The sequence below is a fragment of the Methanosphaera sp. genome, assembly GCF_022768985.1.
In the GTDB taxonomy this organism is placed as follows: domain Archaea; phylum Methanobacteriota; class Methanobacteria; order Methanobacteriales; family Methanobacteriaceae; genus Methanosphaera.
Genome location: NZ_JALEKL010000015.1, coordinates 56,667 through 81,339 on the forward strand (window position 1 = coordinate 56,667; position 24,673 = coordinate 81,339).

General features: G+C 28.5%; 30 protein-coding genes. 6 read left to right on the plus strand and 24 right to left on the minus strand.

Translation table 11 applies throughout. The features are described from left to right. The first annotated feature begins 145 nt into the window (after positions 1-145). Complete coding sequence (locus MRZ80_RS07210) at positions 146-982, plus strand: deoxyribonuclease IV (protein ID WP_292537777.1); 837 nt, start codon at positions 146-148, stop codon at positions 980-982. A 104-nt stretch (positions 983-1,086) separates the two neighbouring features. Then, complete coding sequence (locus tag MRZ80_RS07215) at positions 1,087-1,650, plus strand: hypothetical protein (protein ID WP_292537778.1); 564 nt, start codon at positions 1,087-1,089, stop codon at positions 1,648-1,650. 139 nt (positions 1,651-1,789) lie between these two features. Here the strand turns inward: MRZ80_RS07215 and MRZ80_RS07220 are convergent, their stop codons facing one another. Together MRZ80_RS07220 and MRZ80_RS07225 are read right to left on the minus strand one after the other, a co-directional pair. Then, positions 1,790-3,391, minus strand: coding sequence for a thiamine pyrophosphate-binding protein (locus MRZ80_RS07220; protein WP_292537779.1), 1,602 nt, complete (start codon positions 3,389-3,391; stop codon positions 1,790-1,792). Positions 3,392-3,412: 21 nt separating this feature from the next. Further along, positions 3,413-3,877 (minus strand): deoxyuridine 5'-triphosphate nucleotidohydrolase, encoded by a 465-nt coding sequence (locus MRZ80_RS07225; protein ID WP_292537780.1) that lies wholly within the window; start codon positions 3,875-3,877, stop codon positions 3,413-3,415. 202 nt (positions 3,878-4,079) lie between these two features. Between MRZ80_RS07225 and MRZ80_RS07230 the strand changes: the two genes are divergently transcribed. Then, on the plus strand, positions 4,080-4,892 hold the full coding sequence (locus MRZ80_RS07230; protein ID WP_292537834.1) for a DUF368 domain-containing protein: 813 nt from the start codon (positions 4,080-4,082) through the stop codon (positions 4,890-4,892). Between the two features lie 31 nt (positions 4,893-4,923). After that, entirely contained in the window at positions 4,924-5,601 is a 678-nt protein-coding gene (locus MRZ80_RS07235; protein WP_292537781.1) for a class I SAM-dependent methyltransferase, read from the plus strand. A 168-nt stretch (positions 5,602-5,769) separates the two neighbouring features. On the opposite strand, the gene ftsY is transcribed toward MRZ80_RS07235, so the two are convergent. The 22 genes from ftsY to MRZ80_RS07345 form a co-directional block, all read right to left on the minus strand. Beyond that, the gene (gene ftsY, locus MRZ80_RS07240) at positions 5,770-7,173 is read right to left on the minus strand and encodes a signal recognition particle-docking protein FtsY (protein WP_292537836.1); all 1,404 of its coding nucleotides are present in this window, start codon (positions 7,171-7,173) and stop codon (positions 5,770-5,772) included. Between the two features lie 383 nt (positions 7,174-7,556). Beyond that, complete coding sequence (gene pfdA / locus MRZ80_RS07245) at positions 7,557-7,991, minus strand: prefoldin subunit alpha (RefSeq protein ID WP_292537782.1); 435 nt, start codon at positions 7,989-7,991, stop codon at positions 7,557-7,559. 39 nt (positions 7,992-8,030) lie between these two features. Then, the gene (rpl18a, locus tag MRZ80_RS07250; RefSeq protein WP_292537783.1) at positions 8,031-8,255 is read right to left on the minus strand and encodes a 50S ribosomal protein L18Ae; all 225 of its coding nucleotides are present in this window, start codon (positions 8,253-8,255) and stop codon (positions 8,031-8,033) included. Further along, positions 8,252-8,926, minus strand: coding sequence for a translation initiation factor IF-6 (locus MRZ80_RS07255; protein ID WP_292537784.1), 675 nt, complete (start codon positions 8,924-8,926; stop codon positions 8,252-8,254). The genes rpl18a and MRZ80_RS07255 overlap by 4 nt, the downstream gene beginning before the upstream one ends. 272 nt (positions 8,927-9,198) lie before the next feature. After that, positions 9,199-9,444, minus strand: a complete 246-nt coding sequence (locus MRZ80_RS07260) for a 50S ribosomal protein L31e (RefSeq protein ID WP_292537785.1) — start codon at positions 9,442-9,444, stop codon at positions 9,199-9,201. A gap of 70 nt (positions 9,445-9,514) precedes the next feature. Further along, positions 9,515-9,670 carry a 50S ribosomal protein L39e gene (locus MRZ80_RS07265; protein WP_292537786.1) on the minus strand — a complete coding sequence of 52 codons (156 nt, stop codon included), beginning with the start codon at positions 9,668-9,670 and terminating at the stop codon, positions 9,515-9,517. Further along, positions 9,667-10,254 carry an asparagine synthase-related protein gene (locus MRZ80_RS07270; RefSeq protein ID WP_292537787.1) on the minus strand — a complete coding sequence of 196 codons (588 nt, stop codon included), beginning with the start codon at positions 10,252-10,254 and terminating at the stop codon, positions 9,667-9,669. The genes MRZ80_RS07265 and MRZ80_RS07270 overlap by 4 nt, the downstream gene beginning before the upstream one ends. A gap of 63 nt (positions 10,255-10,317) precedes the next feature. Further along, a complete protein-coding gene (locus tag MRZ80_RS07275) occupies positions 10,318-10,674 on the minus strand; it encodes a DNA-binding protein (RefSeq protein ID WP_292537789.1) in 357 nt (118 codons plus the stop codon). Between the two features lie 52 nt (positions 10,675-10,726). Then, positions 10,727-11,164, minus strand: a complete 438-nt coding sequence (locus MRZ80_RS07280; protein WP_292537791.1) for a 30S ribosomal protein S19e — start codon at positions 11,162-11,164, stop codon at positions 10,727-10,729. 79 nt (positions 11,165-11,243) lie between these two features. Next, entirely contained in the window at positions 11,244-11,474 is a 231-nt protein-coding gene (locus MRZ80_RS07285; RefSeq protein WP_292537838.1) for a YhbY family RNA-binding protein, read from the minus strand. 103 nt (positions 11,475-11,577) lie between these two features. Beyond that, the gene (locus MRZ80_RS07290) at positions 11,578-11,895 is read right to left on the minus strand and encodes a ribonuclease P protein component 4 (protein ID WP_292537792.1); all 318 of its coding nucleotides are present in this window, start codon (positions 11,893-11,895) and stop codon (positions 11,578-11,580) included. Between the two features lie 263 nt (positions 11,896-12,158). After that, on the minus strand, positions 12,159-12,707 hold the full coding sequence (locus tag MRZ80_RS07295) for an adenylate kinase family protein (protein WP_292537794.1): 549 nt from the start codon (positions 12,705-12,707) through the stop codon (positions 12,159-12,161). A gap of 102 nt (positions 12,708-12,809) precedes the next feature. Further along, positions 12,810-14,006: a threonine synthase gene (gene thrC / locus MRZ80_RS07300; RefSeq protein WP_292537796.1), complete on the minus strand. Its 1,197-nt coding sequence runs from the start codon at positions 14,004-14,006 to the stop codon at positions 12,810-12,812. Positions 14,007-15,567: 1,561 nt separating this feature from the next. Beyond that, on the minus strand, positions 15,568-16,383 hold the full coding sequence (locus MRZ80_RS07305) for a hypothetical protein (protein ID WP_292537797.1): 816 nt from the start codon (positions 16,381-16,383) through the stop codon (positions 15,568-15,570). 203 nt (positions 16,384-16,586) lie between these two features. Continuing rightward, positions 16,587-17,012, minus strand: a complete 426-nt coding sequence (locus MRZ80_RS07310) for a hypothetical protein (protein WP_292537799.1) — start codon at positions 17,010-17,012, stop codon at positions 16,587-16,589. Positions 17,013-17,258: 246 nt separating this feature from the next. Then, positions 17,259-17,738 carry a hypothetical protein gene (locus tag MRZ80_RS07315; RefSeq protein WP_292537800.1) on the minus strand — a complete coding sequence of 160 codons (480 nt, stop codon included), beginning with the start codon at positions 17,736-17,738 and terminating at the stop codon, positions 17,259-17,261. A gap of 110 nt (positions 17,739-17,848) precedes the next feature. Next, positions 17,849-18,805: a hypothetical protein gene (locus tag MRZ80_RS07320; RefSeq protein ID WP_292537802.1), complete on the minus strand. Its 957-nt coding sequence runs from the start codon at positions 18,803-18,805 to the stop codon at positions 17,849-17,851. Between the two features lie 165 nt (positions 18,806-18,970). Next, a complete protein-coding gene (locus MRZ80_RS07325; protein WP_292537804.1) occupies positions 18,971-19,174 on the minus strand; it encodes a hypothetical protein in 204 nt (67 codons plus the stop codon). Between the two features lie 103 nt (positions 19,175-19,277). Continuing rightward, on the minus strand, positions 19,278-19,865 hold the full coding sequence (locus MRZ80_RS07330) for a VIT1/CCC1 transporter family protein (RefSeq protein ID WP_292537805.1): 588 nt from the start codon (positions 19,863-19,865) through the stop codon (positions 19,278-19,280). Positions 19,866-19,926: 61 nt separating this feature from the next. Continuing rightward, positions 19,927-21,138: a hydroxymethylglutaryl-CoA reductase (NADPH) gene (gene hmgA / locus MRZ80_RS07335; protein ID WP_292537807.1), complete on the minus strand. Its 1,212-nt coding sequence runs from the start codon at positions 21,136-21,138 to the stop codon at positions 19,927-19,929. Positions 21,139-21,316: 178 nt separating this feature from the next. After that, entirely contained in the window at positions 21,317-22,177 is an 861-nt protein-coding gene (gene sucD / locus MRZ80_RS07340; protein ID WP_292537809.1) for a succinate--CoA ligase subunit alpha, read from the minus strand. Between the two features lie 232 nt (positions 22,178-22,409). Beyond that, positions 22,410-23,138: a hypothetical protein gene (locus tag MRZ80_RS07345; RefSeq protein WP_292537811.1), complete on the minus strand. Its 729-nt coding sequence runs from the start codon at positions 23,136-23,138 to the stop codon at positions 22,410-22,412. 195 nt (positions 23,139-23,333) lie between these two features. Here MRZ80_RS07345 and aroD point away from each other — a divergent pair, with 195 nt between their 5' ends. Together aroD and MRZ80_RS07355 are read left to right on the plus strand one after the other, a co-directional pair. Beyond that, the gene (gene aroD / locus MRZ80_RS07350) at positions 23,334-24,017 is read left to right on the plus strand and encodes a type I 3-dehydroquinate dehydratase (RefSeq protein WP_292537813.1); all 684 of its coding nucleotides are present in this window, start codon (positions 23,334-23,336) and stop codon (positions 24,015-24,017) included. 5 nt (positions 24,018-24,022) lie between these two features. Next, a complete protein-coding gene (locus tag MRZ80_RS07355) occupies positions 24,023-24,670 on the plus strand; it encodes a hypothetical protein (RefSeq protein ID WP_292537815.1) in 648 nt (215 codons plus the stop codon). The last annotated feature ends 3 nt before the right edge of the window (positions 24,671-24,673 follow it).

A 24,673-nucleotide genomic window follows, 5' to 3' on the forward strand; every position in this document is an offset into this window, starting at 1 on the left:
ATTATTACCCTTATATTACTATATAAAAATTATATATTTTGTAGTATTAATATTATATGTAGAATAAAAATACAAAAAAACAAAGAAAATCATGAAATAAACTAAAATAATTAAAAATAAATTAAATAGGAGTGAAAAAAAGTTAATGTTTACAATAGGAGCACACTTATCAATAAATAAAGGATATGAACATATTGCAAATGAAGCATTAAGTATTAATGCAAATACATTCCAGTTTTTTACAAGAAGTCCAAGAGGAGGTCAGGCAAAACCTCTTAATATGGCAGATGTAGTAGCACTTGCTGGTGTAATGGATGAAGGAGAAATTCCTGTAATACTTGCACATGCACCATATATTATAAATCTTGCATCAAAATCAGAAAAAACACGCCAAAATTCATTTGAAATATTTGAAGATGACTTAAAAAGACTTGATCAACTACCAAATAACATGTATAACTTCCACCCTGGAAGTCATGTAAAACAAGGAGTAGAAAAGGGTATTGAGTTAATTGTCAAATCATTAAATAAACTTATACGTGATGATATGAAGACAACAATTCTTCTTGAAACAATGGCAGGAAAAGGAACAGAAATAGGAAGAAAATTTGAGGAATTACAGTCAATCATATCAAAAGTTGAAAATACAGAAAATCTAGGTGTATGTATAGATACATGTCACATCTATGATGCAGGATATGATATTGTAAATAATCTTGATGGTGTAATTGATGAATTTGACTCAATTATAGGACTTGACAGACTTAAAGCAATCCATCTTAACGATAGTATCTATGGACTTGAAAGTCATAAGGATCGTCATGCAAGAATTGGTGAAGGTAAAATTGGACTTGATGCAATTGTTGATATTATAAATCATAAAAAACTCAGAGATCTTCCATTTTATCTTGAAACACCAAATGATACTATCTATGGATATAAAGAGGAAATTGATAATTTAAGAAGTTTATATAAAAACTAGATAAAATAGGAGGCATTAAAATTACACTAACTAGTGAATTTGAAGAATATGCAAAATCATTAGGCGTAGATAAGATAGCATATACAAGAATTGATCCTGAATATATGACTGATGAAATGTATCCAAATACAATTGTTGGCATAATAAAGATGGATGATGAACTTCTTGGAGTTGAACCAGATCGTAGTTTAAAACAGAAATATAAACAGTTATATGTTGTATTAACAGACTTAATGGTTAAGTTGTGTGATTTTATAGAAGATCATGGATATCATACATATATGATTGATCAACTAGATCGTAGAATAAACTTCTCAGTTGTTGCACAAAAGGCAATAATGGGATATATTGGAAATAATAAGCTTCTAATTACAGAAGATGTAGGGGCAGGACATAAAATTCTATTAATTACAACAGATATGCCATTGCCAAATTGTGATGAAACAATTGATGAAATTAAAAATAATGTTACATCAACATGTAAGATGTGTTTTAGATGTGTTAAAAGCTGTCCTGATAATGCATTATATGTTAAAGATGATAAGATATACTTTGATAAAAACAGATGTATCGGGTATACTCATGGATGTACATACTGTATAGTTAACTGTCCATTCCAGATGGCAGCAGAAGTTAAAAAATTAGCACAACAAAAACTTGAAGCATAAATTGGGGGGGGGAATTATATTTTTTCTCCAATTATTCTATTTTTTTTAAATAATTTTTACTAATTTTTTTCTATATATAAATTTTATTTTTTCAAAAAAAGAAAGAATTTAGGGGGTGTTGAATTATACTCTTTTTTTTCTAGTTTTTCTTAGATGGCATTGGAATATGCATATTTTCAACATCAATTTTAAAGATGTGTGGTTGTCTTTTTTTTATTGCAATTTCAACTTTTTCATTTAACTCATCAATTGATTTAATATCATCAGCTTCTATGTTGTATGCTTCAGCAATCTTTAAAAAGTCAGGGTTATAGTCTAGTTCTACTTCATAGTTTTCATAGTTTGCCATATCCTGCCATTGTTTTATTATTCCCAGATAACTATTATTTATTAAAAATATTATTATTGGAAGTTTATATTTACTTATTACTGCAAGTTCTTCCATTGTCATCTGCATTGCACCATCACCTACAGCTGCAAATATCACATCATCTGTTGCAAATGCAGCCCCTATACTTGCTGGTATTGAATATCCCATTGGTCCAAATCCTCCAGGAAATAGGAGTTGGGAGTGTTTTGATAGTTTTGTATACATTGTAAAGTATGTGGTTGTAGTTCCTGCATCTAGTGTTATTGTTGTATTTTCATCAGCTTTTTGGATTATATTTCGTATTACAACTTCAGGGTTGAGTTTTTCAGTATCAGCAAATGTTGTTTTTTGTTTGTTTTCATCTACTTTTGCTATTTTTTGAATCCATTCACATGGTGCTTTGTGTACATTTTTATTGTTTAATTCAATGAGTACTTCTTTTATGTTGTATTGGTAGAATTGTTCACATCTTTTATGGTCTTTGTTTGTATTTATTTGTATTATGTTGTCTGTTTTTATTGTTGATGTTGTTCTCTCTGATAGTTTACATCCCATTGCAATTATTAGATCTGCATTTTCTGATGCCATGTCTGATTTTTTTGTTCCCCTGTTTCCTATCATTCCAAGGTTTCTTGGATCATCTTCTGGTATTATTCCTCGTCCATGGAATGTTGTTGTTATTGGTATGTTTGTTTTATCTATAAATTCATTTAACTGAGCAATTGCATCTGCATAAATAATACCAGAACCTACAATTATTAATGGTCTTTTTGATGTATTTATCTGTTTAATAATTCCATTAATATCACTTGGTTGTGGTTGTTTTATTTTTCTACTTTTAATAATCTTGTGATCAACATTACGTCCCATAAATTGAACATTTTTTGATACATTTATATGAAATGGTCCTGTAATACCAGCCTCTTTATATGCAAATATTTCATCAATACTATTTTGTAACTTCTCAGGAGAATTACACTGATATGACTTAACAGTAATAGGATTAAAAACACCATTAATATCAATATCCTGGAATGCATCCTGACCTTTAATATCAGATGCAACATCACCTGTAAGAACAATGAGTGGAACACTATCTTTATATGCAGCAGCAAGACCCATAGTAAGATTCATAGCACCAGGACCTGCTGTTGCAAGACAAACACCATAATTACCAGTAACTCTTGCATAAGCATCAGCTGCATGAATTGCTGCCTGTTCATGACGCATAAGAATATGTTTAATCTTAGATTTACGAAGTGCTTCATAAATTCCAAGAACCTGTTCACCAGGATATCCAAAGACATATTCTACATCATTATCTTCAAGAGTTTGAATTAAATACTCTGCTTTATTTTCTATATTTTCCATGTAACTCTCCCATAAATTAAGTTATCGCTTCTCTTGATATGAACCTGAATATTGGCCAGATCCATCAACTTTAAATACAACAGCCTGAGCTATTCTTTCACCTTTTTTAAGCTTATAATCATATTCACCATTATTTACAACCATAAATTGAAGTGTACCATAAAATCCAGGATCTCCAACTGCTGTATGTACAGATATAAAAGAACGTAGAAGTGTAGATCTTGGAAGATATAACATTGTATATCCTACAGGGATTTGAATTTTACCTTCAATTGTAACACTATATGCACATTTAGATTTTAGTGTATATACATCATCTTCATCACATTGTAGTTCTTCAATTTCTGGTAAGTTTTTAACATCATCAATTAATGAACCCTCAGATGTTTGCTTAAATACTTTATCAACACGAAGATCAATACCTGATGGTTGTATTGTATCTTTAAATTCTGGGAATAATTTAATTAATTCTTCTTCACCTAACATAAAAAATATTTCCTTCTAAATTATTTTATTTTATTTTATTATATATCTAGTATTAATTATTTTTATCATTAATTTTATTTAATATTAATATTAAATCATATACATATAGTAACTTTTTATAAAAGTAATAAAATATAATGGGAGAATAACTATCGTGAAACCATTAAATGAATTAATAGGCCTATTTTTACGTGGACTTCTAATGGGTACATCAGATATTATGCCTGGAATATCAGGAGGAACAATAGCTCTTATCACAGGTATATATGACAGACTAATAGGTGCAATAAGTAATATTAAATTCAGATTTATAAAACCCCTACTTAAGGGAGATATAGGTGGATTTAAAACTAAGCTACTAGAAGATATTGACTTTGAATTTTTCATACCACTAGGTCTTGGAATAGCAATAGCAATGCTTTTAATGTCAGGTGTAATAACCTTCCTACTTAATGACTATGCAGCATTTACATATTCATTCTTTGCAGGATTAATACTTGCATCAATATTTATATTATACAATCAACTAGATGCATTTAATATAAAGGCAATTGCAATAACTGTAATATTTACAATACTATCATACATATTCATAGGATTAAATCCAGTACAAGCATCACATACACTGCCAGTACTATTTATATCAGGATTTATAGGAATATGTGCAATGCTACTTCCAGGAGTTTCAGGATCATCACTACTTCTAATACTTGGACAGTATGAATATGTAATAAATGCTGTACATAACCTTTCAATTGTAGAAATTGGAGTATTTGGAGTAGGTGCACTTGGAGGATTTATGGGAATGTCAAGAGTAATAAAATATTTACTCACAAACCATAAAGTAGCAACAGTAGCAGCACTAATTGGAATAATGCTAGGATCAATGAGAATACCATTTAGTAAAATTGTAGGAGTATCATTAATACCACTTCTTATATGTATAGCACTACTAATTGTTGCAATGATAATAGTATTAGCAATAGAATCAAAATCAAACAATAAACTAATATAAAAAATAATAATAAATAATTAAGATGATATGAATGGCAAATTTAAAACAACACTTTAATAATGCAGCAGAAGAATATGATTCACAGATAAATAAAACTGTACTATGTTATGATGACATGTTAGATGCATTAGTTAATGCAATACCAGATGAAAAAGAAAATCCAAGAATACTTGATCTTGGATGTGGAACAGGTAATGTATCACTAAGAATTCTTGAAAAATTTCCAAATGCAAAAATAACATGTTTTGATATATCAGATAAAATGATAGAACATGCAAAAGAAAAACTTCAAGACTATGATGTAGAATTTGTAATAGGTGATTTTACAATAATTGACATTATAGATAAATACGATGTAATAGTATCATCACTAGCACTTCATCACATAAAAACAGATGATGAGAAAAAACACATGTATCATCACATCTATGAAGCATTAGATGAAGGTGGAGTATTCTATAATGCAGATGTAATAAAAGCAAACAGCAACTACAATGCAAAACTAAATCATAAAATAGAAAATGAGTACATGCAATCAAAACAACTTCCAGAAGATGAAATGCAAAACTATCATGATAAAAGAGATGATAATGATCATCCAGCAACACTCATGACACACCTTAGACTACTCCAAGAGGTAGGATTTAAGGAAATTGATGTAATATGGAAGTACTACTCAAATGCAGTATATGGAGCAGCAAAAAAATAATTAACCACCTTCTTCTTTTTTTCTAATTTTAATTTTTTAAATAATAAATAAAATTTAATATAATTTACTCAAATTTTAAAAAAATAGATCTCTCTAAAATCATATAAAAAAAAATAAAATGTGAAAAGGGGTTTATGTGGGGATTATTGTTTATAGTTTCCTTTTTATTTATTCGTCTTCATCTTCACCAAAGATTTTGTTAATCATCCAGTCAGGATCAAATTCAATAAGATCATCATAACCTTGACCTACACCAATAAATAAGATAGGTTTATGAATTACATGTCCAATAGATAATGCAGCTCCACCTTTAGCATCAGCATCTGTTTTTGTAAGAATTATACCATCAAGATCAATTACTTCATCAAACTTAGTAGCCTGTTCTGTTGCATCATTACCCATAAGAGCATCACCAACATAAACTACAATGTCAGGTTTTGAAATTCTTTTAATCTTTTTCATTTCATCCATAAGGTTTGCATTTGTCTGCATACGTCCTGATGTATCGATTAGCACAACATCTTTTCCTGTTGTTTTTGCATGATCTACAGCATCATATGCAACAGCAGCTGGATCTGAATTTCTTGAATGTTTAATAATTTTAAGATCAAGATTTTTTGCATGATGTTCTAGTTGTTCAATTGCACCTGCACGGAATGTATCTGATGCACCAAATACTGATGTGTATCCATGTTTTTTAAGATATGTTGCAAGTTTTGCAATTGTTGTTGTTTTACCTGTACCATTAATACCAACAAACATGATTTTATATGGTTCACCTTTAGCTTTTGCAGCTTCAATATCTCCTATAAGATCGTATTTACCATTATCTATAATTCCACGTATGGATTTTTTAAGAGCATTTGTTGTGAAAAGTTCCATGTCACCTTTACGTTTAATTTTACGTCCAATAAGGTCTTCTTTTACATCTTCAACAATTGTTTCTGCAACTTCAAATGCAACATCACCCTCAATTAATGACATTTCAAGATCTTCTAGAATTTCTTCTATGTCATCTTCTTTAATTGTTTTTGTATTGAGGAATGAGAATCTTCCACCTTCAACTTCACCTTCATATTTTACTGTTTTTTTACCATTATCACTAGATTCAGACTCTTTTTCATCTTCATCTGCAGGTGTTTGTGTTTGTTGTACTTCTTCAACAGCTTCATCTATATCATCTGGTGTAGATTCATCATCTTCTTGAGATTCTTCATCTTCTTCATCTTTATCTTTATCTTTGTTTTTGTTACGACTTAGGAAACTGAAAAATCCTTTCTTCTCAGATTTTTTATCATCTTGAGCTTCATCATCTTGAGGTTCTTCATCTTCAACTACTTCATCATCTGATGAAACATCTTCAACATCTTCATCAACAATTGAATCTTCTTTAGTATCATCTAATGAATCTTGTTGAATATCATCTTGAATTTCATCTTCAACTATTTCATCATCATCTTCAGATTCATCTTGAGCTTCATCATCTTGAGGTTCTTCATCTTCATCTTTATCTTTGTTACGATTAAAGAAGCTGAAACGACTTTTCTTTTTAGGTTCATCTTCATCTTTTATGTCATCATTATCTGTAGAATCACCATCATCTGATGGAACATCTTCTGAATTTCCACTACTTTCAGATTCTTCAGATTGAACTTCATCCACATTTTCTGGTAGTTGTTCTAAATCTTCTTCAACTTCATCAGATGCATCTTTGATTGTCTTGTTAAGTCTTTTTCGTATAAAATCAAACAATATTCTCACATACCTATTATATTTTTTTGTCTAATCAAAAATTCCACTATATTCAAAAAATTAATATATTATATGGAATTTTATTAATATACTACTAGATTTATAATTCATTAATAAAATAGGTAAGTATTTAAAATAATTAAAAATAAGTAAATTTCTAAAAAAGAATAAAAAAAAGGTTAGGTGGTTAGTGTGAAACAGAATTATTGCTGCATTTGTTGTTGTTGCATTTCTGCTTGTTGCATTAATCTTTCTGCTTCAGGTCTTTGTTTTGCAATTACTTCATTAATTTTTGTTAACTGTTCAGTTAATGATTTAATTAATGATTCAACATCTTTTGTTTCTTTTGTTAAAGTTTCAATAGTTTCTTGTGCTGATTTTTTAATTGCAACATCTGCACCTACACCAAGAATTACATCGTCACTTTTAATTTCTGCATCAATAAAGCATCCAGCACCTATAGGAAGAAGTACTTCTTCACCAACTTTACCTTCAATACCTTTTAATGCATCAGTTGCAGAGCGAATGTCAGCAAGAGACATGTTTAATTGTTCAAGCTGTTTTGCAATTGCTTCCCCTTGTTGTTGTAATTGGTTTAATTCTGCAACCATTTTTTCAAGTTTTTGTCTATCTTCCATCTTGATACATCCCTTTTTATATGTTATGTACAAATAAGCTTATAATAAGTTTTGTACGATAGGGTCTTTTACATCTTCTGGTGCAATTTCAGCAATTTCTTCAAAGATAATTTGGTCTCTGTTTAATCTGTGTTTACTACCAAATTCTGAATATAATTTTTCTTTAATATCTTCTTCTTTGATTGCTTTCATTTCTCTTGTAAATGGTTTAGCTTTATCACTATCTAATAATGTTCCTTTTACTCTATATATTTTTGTTTTCATAATGATCCCTCAAATAAATTGAATACTTGATCAATCCTTGCTAGTTCTGGACCTGTAGTTTTATTTCCTACTATAACTCCGTTAGAGTTTGCAATAAGACATGCTCCAACGAGTTTTACTCCACGGTTAACTGTACCAATCTCAGCAGGCACACCTAATACGTCCTCAATAAGATCTAATTCTTCCTCTGATGCATCAGGATGAACTAATGCACCTTTATTTGTAGCAGCTACTGCAGAGCCTACAATATCCAAACCTGCTATAGTTGTACTTACTACTTCTACATCAAGACTATTTTTTATAATTTCTTTAGCCTCGCTGGATAAATTTGGATTTACAATAGCACCATTATCATTAGCCACAACAACGTTTCCTATTGCAGTTAATTGATCTGGTATAACTTCTATGTTAACATCATGTTTTCTTATGATATCAAGTTCATGAGAAAAGATATATTGTGAAACAAGAAGACTATTAGTATTTCCTGCAATTAATGCTCCTGCAAGGTTACTACCACAGATTGGTGCTTTGATTATTGGTACATCTAAGGTTTCTTCAATTGTCTTTACATAAGATTCTTGAAGTCCTGGTGAAACTATTGCTATGTTATCTTTTGCTAAAATAGAAACTCCTAAATTTGGATTTCCATCAATATCGAATCTTTGTATCATATCTATCACTTCATCTGTGAAATATTATCTAATGTCCAAAATTATTAAAATATGTATCCCTATAAAAACTAATGCCCATCTCATAGAAACATTAGAATTTACCTTTAAGTATCATATAATTGGAAGTGATTAAGTTCCATGATCCATGAATACATTTAATTCATCTAACATCTTTAGTAACTCGTAATTTATGATAAAGAATATTAGTGAATATAATAATCTTAAATTCAGCAATTAAAAAAAATTTATTTTAATACAATAAAATTTTTTATCTATTCGTCTGCTAATAATACTTCTACTGTTCCGTCTTCTTCTACAGCTTTAACTTTAATTTTGGAAGGGATTTTTTCTCGTCCTCTTTCCCAAATTTTTTCATTAACTTCTGTTGCAATTACTACATCTTCAACTTTCATGTGTTTTTGAATGAATTCTCTGATGTATCTCATTGCTTTTGGTGACCTTTTTGTTCTAGGTACTCTTTTTACATCTCTAAGAGGTATTGTGTAAATTCTTTCCATACTATTATACTCCTATTAATTTGTTTTTAATAAAAAATCTTAAAACTACTAAATTAAAGTGATAGCAAATCTATACTTTAATTTTGCTTCTTCTCCATTGTCTTGCTTTTGGATGAGTTCTTAGTTTTCTTGATGTTTTCATCATAGCAAATATAGGAACTCTTCTGTTTTGTTTGCCTTTTTTAGCTAATCTTGTTTTTTGTGGTAAATTTTTATTTCTACTCATTTTATCTTCCATCCTATAACTTTTGATTGAATATGTTGTGGGAAGATCTCATCAATACTACAACCTTTTTGTTTTAGAAGTACTCTTACTTCCATTTCATAGTCTGAACTATTATAGATGTCACTTTCCTTTTTTTCAAGTTCAAAGATTTCATCACTTATATCATTAACTGTCTTATATCCTATACCTGTAAGGTTAAGATATTGAACATCTAAGCGATCTTCTAAACTTTGAATTTCAGACATTGTAAGTTTTGGAATTCTATCTTCACGTCTTGTACCATCAGCAATAACATCATATTGTGCTGCTACATACTCAATAGCCTGATGATGTATGTAATTTATACCATTGTTTGGGAAATTATCTTCAATTATCATATCAACAGCATCATCTAAAATTTCACGATTTAATGTTATAACTTTATGTTTAAATCCAAGATTTTTTGCTGACTTTGCTGCTGGTATTGATGAATCAAATAATCCAAAGTTAATAGTGATAAGTTCTACATCATATCCAAACTTATCTAAAATAGTTGCCATTAACGAACTATCTTTTCCACCACTATATAATACAGCTGCTTTCATATAAAACTCACTAATATTATATTTTTAATTTTTAAATTAAAGAAATTCTAAAGTAAGTTTTCCTTATTTTCTTGTGATATGAATTTCACGTTTACTTCCCATTGTTTCTTTAAGTATCTGCTTTAATGTAGCATCAGTTACAGGGATTTGTAAACGTCCAGCTTGAGCTAAACTAATTAACTGCATTTCAATACCATTTACTAGTTCTGGTTTAGTTAATCTTAAGTTTGCGAGTCTTTGACGTGCTTCAGGCGACATAATTTGTCTTAAAGCATTTTTCTTTTCCTGTTCAAACTGTTGTTTTCTAGCTTCTTCTTGTTGCATTTGCTCAATTGAAGCTCCTTGTTGTGCAGCAGCCATTTGTTGCTGTTGTTGTAGCTGTTGCATTCTTTTACGTCTAATTTCGTCAAGTTCACTCATAGATATAACTCCCTTCTATTAAATTTTCATATCTCTAAATTAAAGAAATTACTTAGTATTTGGATAATTCAGGAATATCTTTTGCAATTTCTGCTGCTTTGTTATCGAGGTATGATTGTCCTTCTGGTGTAACAACTCTTCCTCTTTCAGTTTTAGCTACGTATCCTGCATCTTCTAATTGTTGAAGAGCTACTCTTATGATGGATCCGCTTCCTCTTTTGAATTTTTCAGGGTTTGTTCCTCTGTCTTTGTTGCCACCGTATTTTGTTTGTAATCTCATTATTCCTACAGGACCATCTACATAGATTCTTCTAAGTAGTGTTGCTGCTCTTACAAACCACCAATCAGGGTTTTCTGGTCTACGTTCTTTGTGTACACCTGTTTTAACAAATCTTGCCCAATCAGGTACAATTATCTTATCGTTTTCTTTTAAATCTTTACTTACTTCGGTAATTAAACTTTCAGCAGGTACATCATATGCTGTTGTCATGGTTTAATTTGCCTCCTATTATGTTTATATAAATTTTTTTTAAGTTTTGTGTTGTTCTAAAATTTTTTAGAGATTTTTTTTATTTTCTCTTATATAATACAGCAACATTACCACGAACATCAATTAATTTAGCTTTTGTAGCTTTTGTGATTTCTTCAAGAAATTCATCTTTATTAAATGATATGCTACGTGTGAAGCGTATTTTAATAATTTCCTGATTTTTTAATTGACGTTTAATTTCTTCAATTACATTGTCATTAACACCATTTTTTCCAATGTTAATTTCAATTGCATTTAAAGAATTTCTCATTATTTCTTTTCTACTCTGGAGTTTGCTCAAATTATCATCTCGTTAAAATAATTATTTTTTCTTTTTAATATTGTTATTAAAAGAAGTTAAAATTTTATCTAGATTATTTCTTATGAGTATATGGAACTTTCTCTACATTTCCACATTCAAGACATTTTCTTGATATGGTATTGTTATCTGAAAGTCTTACTCTTAAGTTAATTCCCACTTTTAGGAATTTATTACAATTTTTACAAAACCTTCCTCGCCAATAATCAGGTAATGGTATATTATATTTTGTAGAGATATTACGAGTTAACTTAACATAACGATCAGATCTCTCTGGGTGTTCGGAAAACTGCTCTTCTGCTTGTTGAAATAGTATTTGCATTCTTTCTTGTGCAATTGTATTTATCCAGTTAGGGCGTTTTCTTCGACTCAAATTATCTAATCCTCTAAAAAATATAGAAATATTCTTCTTAAGTGCAAGGAATGAAATTATGAAATAATACATAAAATCTAGATAGTAACTTAAGAATAATAATATAATTTATATAAAACATCCTTTAAATATGTTATGTTTTAAGGGGTGTTTTTTAAAAAAAGATTTAACTTTATTAAAATAATACTTTAGTAAAGTTATAAGGAGAGTATGTTTTTTGTTATTTTTTAAAAAAAATATAAATATTAAGTTTTATAATTAACTTAGTCAAGATATGTGAAGTATTTACTTAGAAAATCAACATCACCAAAGCTATATTTAACTTTATCATTGATAATATCAACAATTGTATCTCCAACTTCACTAATTGACATATTAGTTGTGTCAATTTCCTGGATTATATCACCATATGTATCATAGCTTTCCTGTGAACATATTCCAAGAATTTCAGCAGATACATTTTCATGAACTTTTACGTCTTTCCATCCTCTTGCATCAAGACGTTCTTTAAGTATCATAGGATCACATCTAAGAATAATTACAATATCAGCACCAGGATAGTCCTGTGCAAGATGTCCTTCAAAGAAGATGTTATGCTCATTATTTTCATGTTTTATCTTATCAACAATAGGTATCATAGATTCTACATCAACAATTTTATATCCACGTACTTCATCTACACCTAAGTTAAGATCATAATCTTCAAGAAGACTGTTAATTGATATAAATTTATCATCTACTAGTTTATCTTTAAGATATTCACTAACACTACTTTTTCCAACACCTGGTGTTCCAGTAATTATAATCATCATAAATAAATCTGCTCCCCTAAAATAGAAAAATTATATTAAATAATTTATTTTTTTAAAAAAAAATAAAAGAAAAGTATTTCTAGGTTAAAATTCCCAGATTACTTAAATTGTTTTTAAGATGTTTCTTATATCAGCAGGATCTGATGAAACAGCTGTAGGTTCTTCACATGCATCGATTGCAACGTTAGGATCTTTAAGTACGTGACCTGTTACAACACATACAACACGTTCTCCTTTTTCAATTTCACCATTTTCTACAAGTTTTTTAACTCCAGCAATTGATGCTGCACTAGCAGGTTCAACACCAATACCTTCTGTTCTTGCAAGATACATTTGTGCTGAAAGAATTTCATCATCAGATACAGTTTCAGCAGTACCATCAGATTCTTTAATTGCACGCATTGCTTTTACAGAACTTACAGGAGCTCCAATTCTGATAGCTGTTGCTATTGTATCAGGATTTTCTACAGGTGTTACTGTATCTCTTCCTTCACGTACTGCATTTGCAATAGGTGCACTGTTTTCTGCTTGAATACCTGTCATTTTTGGTGTATCTTTGATGTATCCTGCATCTCTAAATTCTGTAATACCTTTCCAGATAGCTGATATGTTTCCAGCATTACCTACAGGTAAGATAATTCTATCAGGTGATTGCCATTTAAGATCATGTACAATTTCATATCCAATAGTTTTTTGTCCTTCAAGACGGAATGGGTTTATTGAATTTAGGAGGTATAATTCTCCTTCAAGTGCAAGTTCTGTGATTGTTTTAAGAGCATCATCAAAGTTTCCATCAATTGAAAATACTTTTGCTCCATGGAACATTGCCTGTGCAAGTTTTCCTAGTGCTACTTTTCCTGATGGAAGTACTACTGCACATTTAAGTCCTGCACGTGCTGCATATGCTGAAAGTGATGCTGATGTGTTTCCTGTTGATGCACATCCTACCATTCCAACACCAAGATCTACAGCTTTTGTTGTTCCTACACTCATTCCACGATCTTTGAAACTTCCTGTAGGGTTTGATCCTTCTACTTTAACATATAAGTCAATTCCTAACTCATCACCAATTTTGTCACATTTACAAAATGGTGTTCCACCTTCATCAAGACTTACTCTGTTTTCATAGTTTACTGGTAAATATTCTTTATATTTCCATATGTTGTCACGTCTGCAGTCAAATGTTTCACGTGGTATGTCTTTTGGTTCTACTTCTACTTCTAAGATAGAACCGCATTCACATGTATATACTATTTCGTCATCGTCATATTCTTTTCCACAAGAAATACATCTCATCATGTTTAAAATAACTCCTATCAAATTAAATTTTATAGTACATCAATTGTATTGTTTTTATTAAATTATCATTAATTTTATAACTTTTTAGTTGAAATTATAGAATTTAGGACAATTTTAAACTTCTAAATTTAACTGAGTACTTTTAAAAATTTTATTATCTATTTAATAGTTATTTATTTTATAGATAATATTTTTTATTATTAATTTGAATAAAATTATCTCTAAAAAATAGGTGGTATTATTTTAATTTAGTTTAAAAATTATCTGGATAATAAAAAGTGTATTATATTTTTTTTATTGTAGTTATATAGTTAAAAAAATAGTGTTATATTTAAAAAAAAACATTAGTAGTATTAAATTAATAATACTACTAAAGAGTCCTTTTTGAAATCAAATAAGTGGGGTATAGCAACATTTTAGCTGTTAGTAAATCCAAATGTTGAGTATCTACTAAAGTAGTGGGAAAAAAATAGACACTCTATACTTATCTAATTTTATCTAATTTTAATAATTTAATAATTTAATAAAGTAAATTTTTTTTAGAAGTTAAAAAAATATAGTGAAAAAACTTCTATTTGATTTAATAATCTTTTTTATATTTGAATTTATTCTAACATAATTACTATACTAATTATAATATTAAGTTATGTTATTATATAAATGTTACATTAAAAATAAATTAATTTATTTAATATTTAATTTAATCGAATATCTACTTAAAAATAGTAATTTAAAGTTTTATTTTAAGAAGATATTTTTAGAAATTAATTTTAATTTAAAAAAATAGCATCATATTTTTAGGAAGTAGTTTAAATTTGTGTAATATTTTAAAAATTAGTTTTAAGTCAAGAAAAGAAAAAAAATAAGCATGGATCAGATACTTATCTTTTTTCCTATATATATCAAAAAAAATGGTTTTTATTTTTCGTATAGTATTATCATATATTAGTAAAATTATTTTTCCCTTTTTATAATAATTTAAGTGGTGATTTAAAATATTATATTTAATTTTGTATTAAATTAAGATAACTTGGCGTGCATTAAGTTATCATTAATTTAGTATTCAGACAAACTAATATAAATCACTATAACATTATTAATATATATTTATATTCCTTAATAAAGTTATCCATAATATTTATATAAGAAAATTTTAAAAATAAGTTCAAAATCAATTTTTAAAAAAAGAATAAAAATAAAAGTAGTAAAAAAATTAAAAACTACTTTTGTTTCCTGTATAATCAAATAAGTAACGTATAAGATAGTCATGTTAATATCATTAGTAGTGGGAAATGATATTTTATTTTTACTATTAGACATATAAAAGCTAAAAATATAGTTGAAAAAAACTTTTATGTCTAGTTAAATTTTAAAGACAACTAAACTAATATATACGTAAAATTATCTATCTATTTAGTTGTATATATATTTTAGCATGTAAAATTCTAAATAAACCACTATAATTCAACTTTTATAGAAAATTTATAAAAAAATTAGATTATTAAAAAATTAGATTTTATAAAAAAAAGTAAAGAAAAAAATTAAACCTAACATTATAGGTTTAAGTTGTCATATTAACTGTCTGATTATAAATTGCCTTTTCAGGATTTGCACCACTAAATGCTTCATCAAAGAAGTAAACCTCAGCACGTGCAGGTTTTGCATTTTGATCATTTGTTAAAGCCGTACCTGCAGCTTTTATTGTCTGGTTAATTGCAGGATTGTTCATATTCCATACAAGGGTACTTTGACCAATAACAGAATTTGAACTATCATAGAAAACAACAGCCATTTCAAGGTATGTGTAATTTTTAAGTGGTACTACATTACAACTAACATTATACATACTAAGAGCATCATGTTCTACAGTAAGATTTGTAACATTAAGTGGAGGAACTTCCTCAGCAGGAGCACTCATAGCTGATGCTACAACAAGAACAATTAATATTATAACAAATGCACATGGAATAAGCCATAAATTGTTGTCTTTAGCCTTCATTTGTGGTTGTTGCATTTGAGCATTATATTCAAATACATTAACATCACTATCTTCATTTACTTCATTTGCTTCATCACGTTCTGTATATGCAACAATTGCAGCAATTAAAAATATTAAACATGATGCAATACCATAAATTCCCATACCAAGTATTGATCCAACACCTGCAAGGACATACATAACCATAGCCTTGATGTGATCCTGAGTAAAAAGCCAGATACCAACAATACCTGCAATAATTGAAATAATACCAATAAGCATTCCAACAGGAGTTATTTTAATTGATAAATTAAATACTTCTAGAAATGTTGAAACTCCAAAGATAAGACCAACAACAGATGCAATTATAGCTAAAATTGAGTTAAGCTTCATATTCATTTTTTCACCTCCAAAATATGATTTTATTTTATATAGTAATTATTTATGGAATTTAAATAAAATAAAATATTACTATAATTTTTTTTAGAAAAATAGAAAATTAGAGAATTATCTTTTATAAGGGGGTGGAGAGTTTATTTTTAAAAGAATAAAATATGAAATTTTAACCTATAAATTTTTAGGTTAAAAATTGTTTTTATATCTTATCCTGTCATATTTACGGTTTCATGATAAATAGCATCGTTAGGATCTGATCCAAATGCACTGTCATATATGTATACTTCAGCACGTGCTGGTGTTGAACTATCACTATCTGTTGTAGCTGTACCTGAAGCTTTTATTGCTTCATTAGCTGTTGGATTGTTCATATTCCATACTAGTGGACTTTTACCAATAACTGCATTTGAACTGTCATAGAATGTTACTTCAATTCCAAGGTAGCTGAATGATTTCTTAGGTGTAATTGTACAGCTTACATCATACATTGAATATCCCTGTGATGTTATCTGTATATCTTGAACATCAAGGTCAGGGTTGTTGTTTGTAGGTTCTGCAAATACAACTGATGTTGCAATAAGTGATACTGCCATAATCATAATAATAGCTAATGCTTTTGAATTAAATTTCATAACTCTTTTCACCTCAATTATTAAATTAATTTTCTTTGTTATGTGATAATATAAACTTCATAATATAAATAATTAAATGTATTTAATCGCTTAAATTCTACTAAAAAAAGCTAAAGTATTAGTTAAAAGAAATCTAATTGATTAAATAAAAGTTTTTTTAAGCCTTATTTAATCACCTAAAATTAAAAATAAAGAAATATAAACTCTAAAAAAAGAAAAAAAGAAGATTAAATTAAGATAATATTTTTAGAAGTATGGTGTCATATAAAAAGATAAACACAACACATAAATAATAACAATAAAAGCCAATGGAACAAACCATAACCTAACATCATCACAAGATGAATTTAAATTTTCAGCATTACTAAATGAATTTTCAACACTAACTGTTGGCTGACTTTTATGACTATAATTATATGTTGCAATAATAATTAAAATAATAAAATAAACAATACCAAAATTACCCAATCCCATAATCTGAAGACCAATTAAAACACCAAATGCAGAAATAGCATACATAACAGATGCTTTTAACTTATCATATCTATCAAGCCATACACCAATAATATTTGCAATAGATGATGTGAAAATAATTAAAGCTAAAATAAACATACCAAGCTGAATATAACCACCATAATATGAAATACGAACAAAAGGACCAAGCAATGACAAACCAACACCAACAACACACATAATAAGTGCAGCAATTTTTGAAATATCACGCATAAATAACTAAACCTCCCTTTAAATTAATTCTTTATATAATAAATCTATATTTTAAAATATAATAAAGTAAAATTTTTAAAAAAAGTAAAAAAGAAGGGGAATTGATTAATCTACAGATTTACTGTTTCATGATAAATAGCATTAGATGGATCTTTCTTATCAAGAGCACTTGTATATACATAAACCTCAGCACGTGTTGGTGTATAATCAGAATCTGATGTGAAAACATTACCAGAAACTCTGATAGTTTGATTTGCCTCAGGATTATCCATAGCCCATATGTAACCATTAGTACTAATAAGTGCACCACTACTATCATATAACATAACACCTATTGTAAGATATGAATAATCAGCTAAAGGAACAAGATCGCATTTAAAATCATACATAGTATATGATTTATGAACAACTGAAATATCACTCATCTGAATTGTTGAATTTGATAATGTAGAATTTTCTGTTGTATTATTTGCATATGAATAATTAGAAGTATTAGAATAACTTGAATTATCATAGTAATTTGAATTATCATATGATGAATAAGTTGAATAATTTACATCATAAGTTGTCATAGGAACAACCATCATAATAATAACCATTATAAGACAAAATACTGGTATAAACCATAAACTTTTATTATCTAATTCTTGTTTTTGAAGCTTATCATAATTTTCAAATGAAGAAGATTCTTTTTCATCCATATTATTTGTAGTAGTATTAGCTGTTGTAACATTATTTGTTGTAATATTTTGGTTTTCTTTGTATGCAAAAACAGCTGCAACAATAAATACAATAATTGCACCTATACCATAATATGATCCATCAAAAAGTGTAAAAGCTGAGATAAGATACATTGATATAGCTTTAAATACATTATCTTTAGAAAGCCAAATACCAATAACACCCATAATTGCTGCAAAAAGTGCAAGTAAACAATATTTTACAGCATATAAGTATCCAAAATAGGTATATCCATTAAATTCTACTGAATAACCAAACATTATAATAGTAAGTATTAATGAAAGAACTGATGCAAGTGCTGCTATTGTTTTTGAATTAATTCGCATAACACATTTCACCTCCCTTATTATTATTAGTTTTAATATTATATATGGAAAGTAGAAGTATATTCAAATTTTGTAATTTAATGGATTATTTTTCTAAAAAAAGAGAATGAAATTAAGATTATATAAAATAAGGGGATTAAATTAAAGTTTTAATTATTGTTTAGTTTATAAGTTTTCTATGTCAATTGTTTCTTTAATTATAGAGTTAAGTGGATCATCATCTATTGTATTTAATACTACTTCATCTGCACCAGTTTGACTTATTAGCTTTTTATATTCATCATTATCTGGTTTTTCATCAGCTTTATAGTATTTATCTGTTATTATTACATCATCTTTAAGTAAAACTACATGATATTTATATAGCATATTATCACCTGAAAATATAGATTTTCTATTTTAAAAAATTAGATTATATTTTTTCATCTAATAAAAAAAATAATAAAAAAAAGGGAGTAAAAAAGAATTTACTTTATCCGTGTCCTCCTCCCATAAGGAAACTTAAAATTACAATTACAATACCAATACTTACAATTTGACCAGCTGTCTTTTTCATACTTTCTTTTGATATATGTCCAAGGTATGCACCAAGAACAGATAAAAGAACAAAACAGATGATAAGTGTTGATATAACTGCATCATAGATATTTCCCATTATAAAAAATGGTATTGATGGAATAAATGATCCAAGAAAACTTGCACTTCCATGTGTTACCATACTAAGATTTACCCTATATGTTGCATCTTCTTTAATAATTGTATCATCAAGTTCACGTTCACTTAGAAGCATTTGACTTTCCAAGTCACGAATTGTACGTTCTTCTTCTGCATGTTCTCCAATATATGATCCAAAACCATTAGATAAAGCAAGAGCAATACCTCCACTTAATCCTGTAATTCCAACTGTTATTGGAGCAACATTACCATTTGCTGCAATTCCAGCAACTGCAGCTGTAAGTGAAATACTCATAACTGTAAGTATTCCATCAAGTGATCCAAGAGCAATATATCTGCTCATACCTATGTAATCTTTAATAAATTGTTTTATTGTTACCTTCATAGTATATCATACTCATATCTATAATTTAATATTATTATTTTTTTATATCAAATTAAGCAATTTATCGACCTAATTTTTGATGTGCAGATGCAAGATGTCCTGCAGCAAGAGCACCAATAAGTGAAAGTTCCCCGGCAAGAACAATACCTGCAACAATAGATGCAAATCTTTCAACCTTTCCTGAACCCTTAGCACCAATAAGATTTAATGATTCACTAGCAGTTTCAAGTCTTGTACCTCCACCAACTGTTGCAACAGGAAGATCAGGAAGTGTAACACTGAAATATAAATCTCCATCATCATTTTCAGCTGTAGTTATTCCAAGTGATGCTTCAGTTACATGTGCAGGATCCTGTCCTGTAGCAATAAAAAGTGCTGCAACCATATTTGCAAAATGTGCATTATATCCATAACTTCCAGCAATAGCAGAACCTAACAAGTTTTTAGAATAATTAACTTCAACAATTTCCTCAGTTGTAGTTTTAAGTGTTTTTTCAACTATTTCTTTTGGTATTACAACCTCTGCAACAACACTCTTTCCACGACCTTCAATCATATTTACAGCTGCAGGCTTTTTATCAACACAGAAATTACCACTAAGTGCTATGACATCAATATCATTTTCACCTTCAATAAATTCAAGTGCTTTTTCAGTAGCAATAGTAACCATGTTCATACCCATACTATCACCAGAATCATATACAAAACGAGGATATGCATATCGTCCAACAATTGCAATAGGATCAATTTTTAGTAGTTTTCCATGACTTGTTGTTGTTTCTGCAACTTTTTTAATTTCATTGAAATGTTCATTAATCCATCTTTTAAGCTTTGCTGCATCCTTTGTTGATTTTGTCTTAATAACAGGTGCACGTGTCATCTGATTTGCAAGAATTGACACATTACATCCACCAGCTTTACGAATTGCAGAACATCCACGATTTACACTAGCAAGAAGTGCACCTTCTGTTGTTGCCATAGGAACATATGTATTAATATCCTCATCATCATCACAGTTAACAACAAGAGGTCCTACAACACCAACAGGTATTTGTACTGTACCTATTGGATTTTCAATATTTTTCTTTGCTGTATCTGTCATATCTATTGAATATTTTGAAATATGTTCAAGTTTTACACCTGACTCATTTTCAATAAATTCACGTCTAATATCTGCTGCTTCATTTGCTGTTTTTGTATACTTTTCTATTTCAAAGAGTCTTATTTCACCATTTGAAAGTTTTTCCAGAATTTCATCATGTGTTAAGTCCATAACTATTTACATCCCTTTTATTTAATCAATAAATCTTTTCATCTAGTTACTAGTTTTATTATTTATAAAAGATAAGATTTATTATAAATTACATCTAAGTGTATAATAATTTTAATTTTTCATTGTATATAAAAAAAGATAAAAGTAAGGGGGTGGTGAATTAATTTCTACTATGATTCTATAAATCATCAAGTATTTTTGTTATATCTGATGGTTTATCTGCAACATGTGCTCCATAGCTTTTAAGAAGTTCTTTTTTGTTTTGTGCTGATCCATCTGTACCTTCAATAATAGCACCAGCGTGTCCCATACGTTTTCCTTGTGGTGCTGATACTCCTGCAATGAATGAAATTATAGGTTTTGATATGTTTTCTTGTGCAAATTTTGCAGCTTTTACTTCTGCAATTCCTCCGATTTCTCCAAGCATTACAATATATTCAGTTTTTGGATCTTTTTCAAATTTTTTCATTATATCAATGAAGTTTTGTCCTGTAATTGGGTCTCCACCAATACCTATTGCTGTACTAATTCCATATCCTTCACTTTGAAGTTCACGTGCTACTTCATATGTTAATGTTCCACTTCTTGATACAAGACCAACATTTCCTTCTGCAAATATGTGTGTTGGCATAATTCCTATTTTTCCTACACCTGGTGTAATAACTCCAGGAGTATTAGGTCCGATTACAACAGTTCCGTTTTCTTTTGCAAATTCAACAATTTCCATTGAATCATGTATAGGGATGTGTTCTGTGATAATAATAACAAGATCTAATTCACTAATTGCTTCAAAAGCAGCATCTTTTACAAATGGTGCTGGTATAAATAAGATACTTGCATTTACTTCTGGATGGTATCTTTTTACTTCTTCAATTGTGTTGTATACAGGAATTCCACATACTTCTTGACCAGCTTTTCCTGGGCTTGTTCCTGCTACAATATTTGTATTGTATTCCAACATTTTTTCTGTATGAAATCTACCTTGTTTTCCAGTTATTCCTTGGACAACAATAGATGTGTCCTCATCTAATAATATCACTGTTTTATCTCCAATATATATTTATTTTTCATAAGTAATTATTTATTCTTAAAAATAATCTTTCTATCAAATAATTATATTTTTGTTTATGACTAGTATTAAATTTATGCTTTTTATGTGATGTTTTTTAATATAAAAACTAAATATCATTCATAAGTTAATTTAATGTTTTTTAAATTTATATTAAAAAAAACTTATTAGTGAATATTATTAAAATTAAAATACTGGTTTTTTATAATATTTGCATTCTATGATTAAATATATCTGAAAGATCTATAACATTACCATTAAGAAGAGCAGTAACTGTAAATATTACACTTCCTGGTATTACCTTTGCAGGGGTATGATGATTTGTAAGATATGTATTTTTATATCCAAGTATTGCTCCCATCATTGCACCTGCAACAACACCAACCTGGTGAACATCCTCTACTGCTACAACAACTACAGGATCATCTGTCTGTGATGATACATATCCAACACCTGGAATTTCCTTAATTTTACCATCAATAACACTCATAGCACTATCTCCAACAGATCTTATTCCACATGCTGCATCAAGTGCTTGTTTTGCCACATCATCAACGAATGATTCACCACAATAGGTGTCAAATGCAACAATTACAGCATCAGGTAGGTATGCATCATTAATATCAATTGATGTATATGAAATTCCTTCACCTGCATCTTGTGGTGTTTTTCCAACTCCATTTAGATCTTCAAATCCTAGTGCACAATCACAAAGCAGGTGATATATTGCATAGTTTACATCTTCAAGTTTTGTGTCATCTTCAATTACAGCTGTAATTACAACATCATCACCTGTAATATTTGTTAATCTTGCAAATTTTGCTCCCATCTTCTCAATTTTATATAAGCTATCTTTTATTGATTTTATTAATTCATCACTACATGAAACATCATTATCTGAGATGTCCACACCAAAACATACCATTTTCATTGTAATTATGTCTCCCTTTATTTTTTGTTAATATTTTTTTGAAATTTTTCTTTCTGTTGTATAATATTTATTTTAAATTATTCTATTTATTTTAAATTATAAATAACTAAATTCATTTTATGTAAATTAAAAAAATTATAAAAGAAAATATAGAAATATAATATTAAAGCTTAAATAATAAAATTTAAAGGAAGTATGATTATAATTAAAACTGGAGTATGTGGATCAATAGTTCAAAAAACAAAAGATGATATTATAAACACAATAAAAACAGCAAATCTTGATGTGCTGGAATATTTGGAACTTAGAGTTGATGTAATAGATGATGTAACATCACAACTTGTAGGTGAAATTATAGAAGAAGTCCGTGATATTACAGATAAAAAGATCATCCTAACAAATAGGACAAAACTTGAAGGTGGACATTATAGTGGATCTGAAGATGAACGTATCAAAATTCTTGCAGATAATGCACATCTTGTTGAATATACTGATGTTGAACTTTCAACAAGTGATGAATTAATTAAAAAAGTTGTAAATTCTGCAAATAAGACAATTATATCCTATCATAACTTCAAAGAAACACCATCAATTGAATTTCTAGAAGATATAATAAATAAGGCATACATGTTTGGTGATGTAGCTAAAGTTGCACTTAAACCTAACTGTATGGATGATACATACACAATTGTCAAGTTGCTTATGAGATATGATGACTTTATTGGAATTTCCATGGATAGCATGGGTGCATATACAAGAATTATAGGACCTGTTATGGGAGCACCAGTTACATATGCTGCAATTGATTCAAAATCAGCACCAGGACAACTAACAATAAATGAAACATCAACTATGATTAAAAAACTAAGAGGAATTTAAGTAGTATGAATGATGATGAAAGAAAAATTATCAAATCATTAAATAAGATAGGTGTTGATGTACGATATATTAGCTTATATGAAAATAATATATACATTAATAATCTTAAGTTTTCAAAGTTTTCAAAAAAAAAAGAGGAACAATTCCATGAATTATACCCAGAAATTAATGTAATACGATCAACACTACTTCAGAAGATCTGCATTAAAGTATCAAGAACACTAAAAAATCAGATAAAACCACGTGATATAATATATGTAAAAGATTCTGATGCACCAGAGGACATTCTTCTTAGAATTGTTCTTGAACCATATAGACGAAAATATGGAATAAAAATTACACACACAAAAACATGTGATGTAATAGTTGCAAAAAGCACATACTTAAATCAATTTATAGATGAATACTTTAATTTAATGACAAGTGCAAATAAAATAGAAGATAATCGTGTTGAAAATGAAATATATCCACTAGAAGATATAGACTATACATGGATAATTGACTGGATAAATTCAACACAACTAAAATATACAAAAAATAACTACCAACCAAAAGATGAAATAATAAAATTAAATGAATTTATAGATGAACACATACCAAACTACAAACAATCAATAAAACAATCAGTAAAATACCTAAATAGGAAGGAATGATGA

What these genes read in the sequence shown, in the direction of transcription:
- MRZ80_RS07210 (WP_292537777.1), top strand. Translation starts at nt 146, where the DNA reads ATGTTTACAATAGGAGCACACTTATCAATAAATAAAGGATATGAACAT.
- MRZ80_RS07215 (WP_292537778.1), top strand. Translation starts at nt 1,087, where the DNA reads ATGACTGATGAAATGTATCCAAATACAATTGTTGGCATAATAAAGATG.
- MRZ80_RS07220 (WP_292537779.1), bottom strand. Translation starts at nt 3,391, where the DNA reads ATGGAAAATATAGAAAATAAAGCAGAGTATTTAATTCAAACTCTTGAA.
- MRZ80_RS07225 (WP_292537780.1), bottom strand. Translation starts at nt 3,877, where the DNA reads ATGTTAGGTGAAGAAGAATTAATTAAATTATTCCCAGAATTTAAAGAT.
- MRZ80_RS07230 (WP_292537834.1), top strand. Translation starts at nt 4,080, where the DNA reads ATGGGTACATCAGATATTATGCCTGGAATATCAGGAGGAACAATAGCT.
- MRZ80_RS07235 (WP_292537781.1), top strand. Translation starts at nt 4,924, where the DNA reads ATGGCAAATTTAAAACAACACTTTAATAATGCAGCAGAAGAATATGAT.
- pfdA (WP_292537782.1), bottom strand. Translation starts at nt 7,991, where the DNA reads ATGGAAGATAGACAAAAACTTGAAAAAATGGTTGCAGAATTAAACCAA.
- rpl18a (WP_292537783.1), bottom strand. Translation starts at nt 8,255, where the DNA reads ATGAAAACAAAAATATATAGAGTAAAAGGAACATTATTAGATAGTGAT.
- MRZ80_RS07255 (WP_292537784.1), bottom strand. Translation starts at nt 8,926, where the DNA reads ATGATACAAAGATTCGATATTGATGGAAATCCAAATTTAGGAGTTTCT.
- MRZ80_RS07260 (WP_292537785.1), bottom strand. Translation starts at nt 9,444, where the DNA reads ATGGAAAGAATTTACACAATACCTCTTAGAGATGTAAAAAGAGTACCT.
- MRZ80_RS07265 (WP_292537786.1), bottom strand. Translation starts at nt 9,670, where the DNA reads ATGAGTAGAAATAAAAATTTACCACAAAAAACAAGATTAGCTAAAAAA.
- MRZ80_RS07270 (WP_292537787.1), bottom strand. Translation starts at nt 10,254, where the DNA reads ATGAAAGCAGCTGTATTATATAGTGGTGGAAAAGATAGTTCGTTAATG.
- MRZ80_RS07275 (WP_292537789.1), bottom strand. Translation starts at nt 10,674, where the DNA reads ATGAGTGAACTTGACGAAATTAGACGTAAAAGAATGCAACAGCTACAA.
- MRZ80_RS07280 (WP_292537791.1), bottom strand. Translation starts at nt 11,164, where the DNA reads ATGACAACAGCATATGATGTACCTGCTGAAAGTTTAATTACCGAAGTA.
- MRZ80_RS07285 (WP_292537838.1), bottom strand. Translation starts at nt 11,474, where the DNA reads ATGAGAAATTCTTTAAATGCAATTGAAATTAACATTGGAAAAAATGGT.
- MRZ80_RS07295 (WP_292537794.1), bottom strand. Translation starts at nt 12,707, where the DNA reads ATGATGATTATAATTACTGGAACACCAGGTGTTGGAAAAAGTAGTGTT.
- thrC (WP_292537796.1), bottom strand. Translation starts at nt 14,006, where the DNA reads ATGATGAGATGTATTTCTTGTGGAAAAGAATATGACGATGACGAAATA.
- MRZ80_RS07305 (WP_292537797.1), bottom strand. Translation starts at nt 16,383, where the DNA reads ATGAATATGAAGCTTAACTCAATTTTAGCTATAATTGCATCTGTTGTT.
- MRZ80_RS07310 (WP_292537799.1), bottom strand. Translation starts at nt 17,012, where the DNA reads ATGAAATTTAATTCAAAAGCATTAGCTATTATTATGATTATGGCAGTA.
- MRZ80_RS07315 (WP_292537800.1), bottom strand. Translation starts at nt 17,738, where the DNA reads ATGCGTGATATTTCAAAAATTGCTGCACTTATTATGTGTGTTGTTGGT.
- MRZ80_RS07320 (WP_292537802.1), bottom strand. Translation starts at nt 18,805, where the DNA reads ATGCGAATTAATTCAAAAACAATAGCAGCACTTGCATCAGTTCTTTCA.
- MRZ80_RS07325 (WP_292537804.1), bottom strand. Translation starts at nt 19,174, where the DNA reads ATGCTATATAAATATCATGTAGTTTTACTTAAAGATGATGTAATAATA.
- MRZ80_RS07330 (WP_292537805.1), bottom strand. Translation starts at nt 19,865, where the DNA reads ATGAAGGTAACAATAAAACAATTTATTAAAGATTACATAGGTATGAGC.
- hmgA (WP_292537807.1), bottom strand. Translation starts at nt 21,138, where the DNA reads ATGGACTTAACACATGATGAAATTCTGGAAAAACTTTCAAATGGTGAA.
- MRZ80_RS07345 (WP_292537811.1), bottom strand. Translation starts at nt 23,138, where the DNA reads ATGAAAATGGTATGTTTTGGTGTGGACATCTCAGATAATGATGTTTCA.
- aroD (WP_292537813.1), top strand. Translation starts at nt 23,334, where the DNA reads ATGATTATAATTAAAACTGGAGTATGTGGATCAATAGTTCAAAAAACA.
- MRZ80_RS07355 (WP_292537815.1), top strand. Translation starts at nt 24,023, where the DNA reads ATGAATGATGATGAAAGAAAAATTATCAAATCATTAAATAAGATAGGT.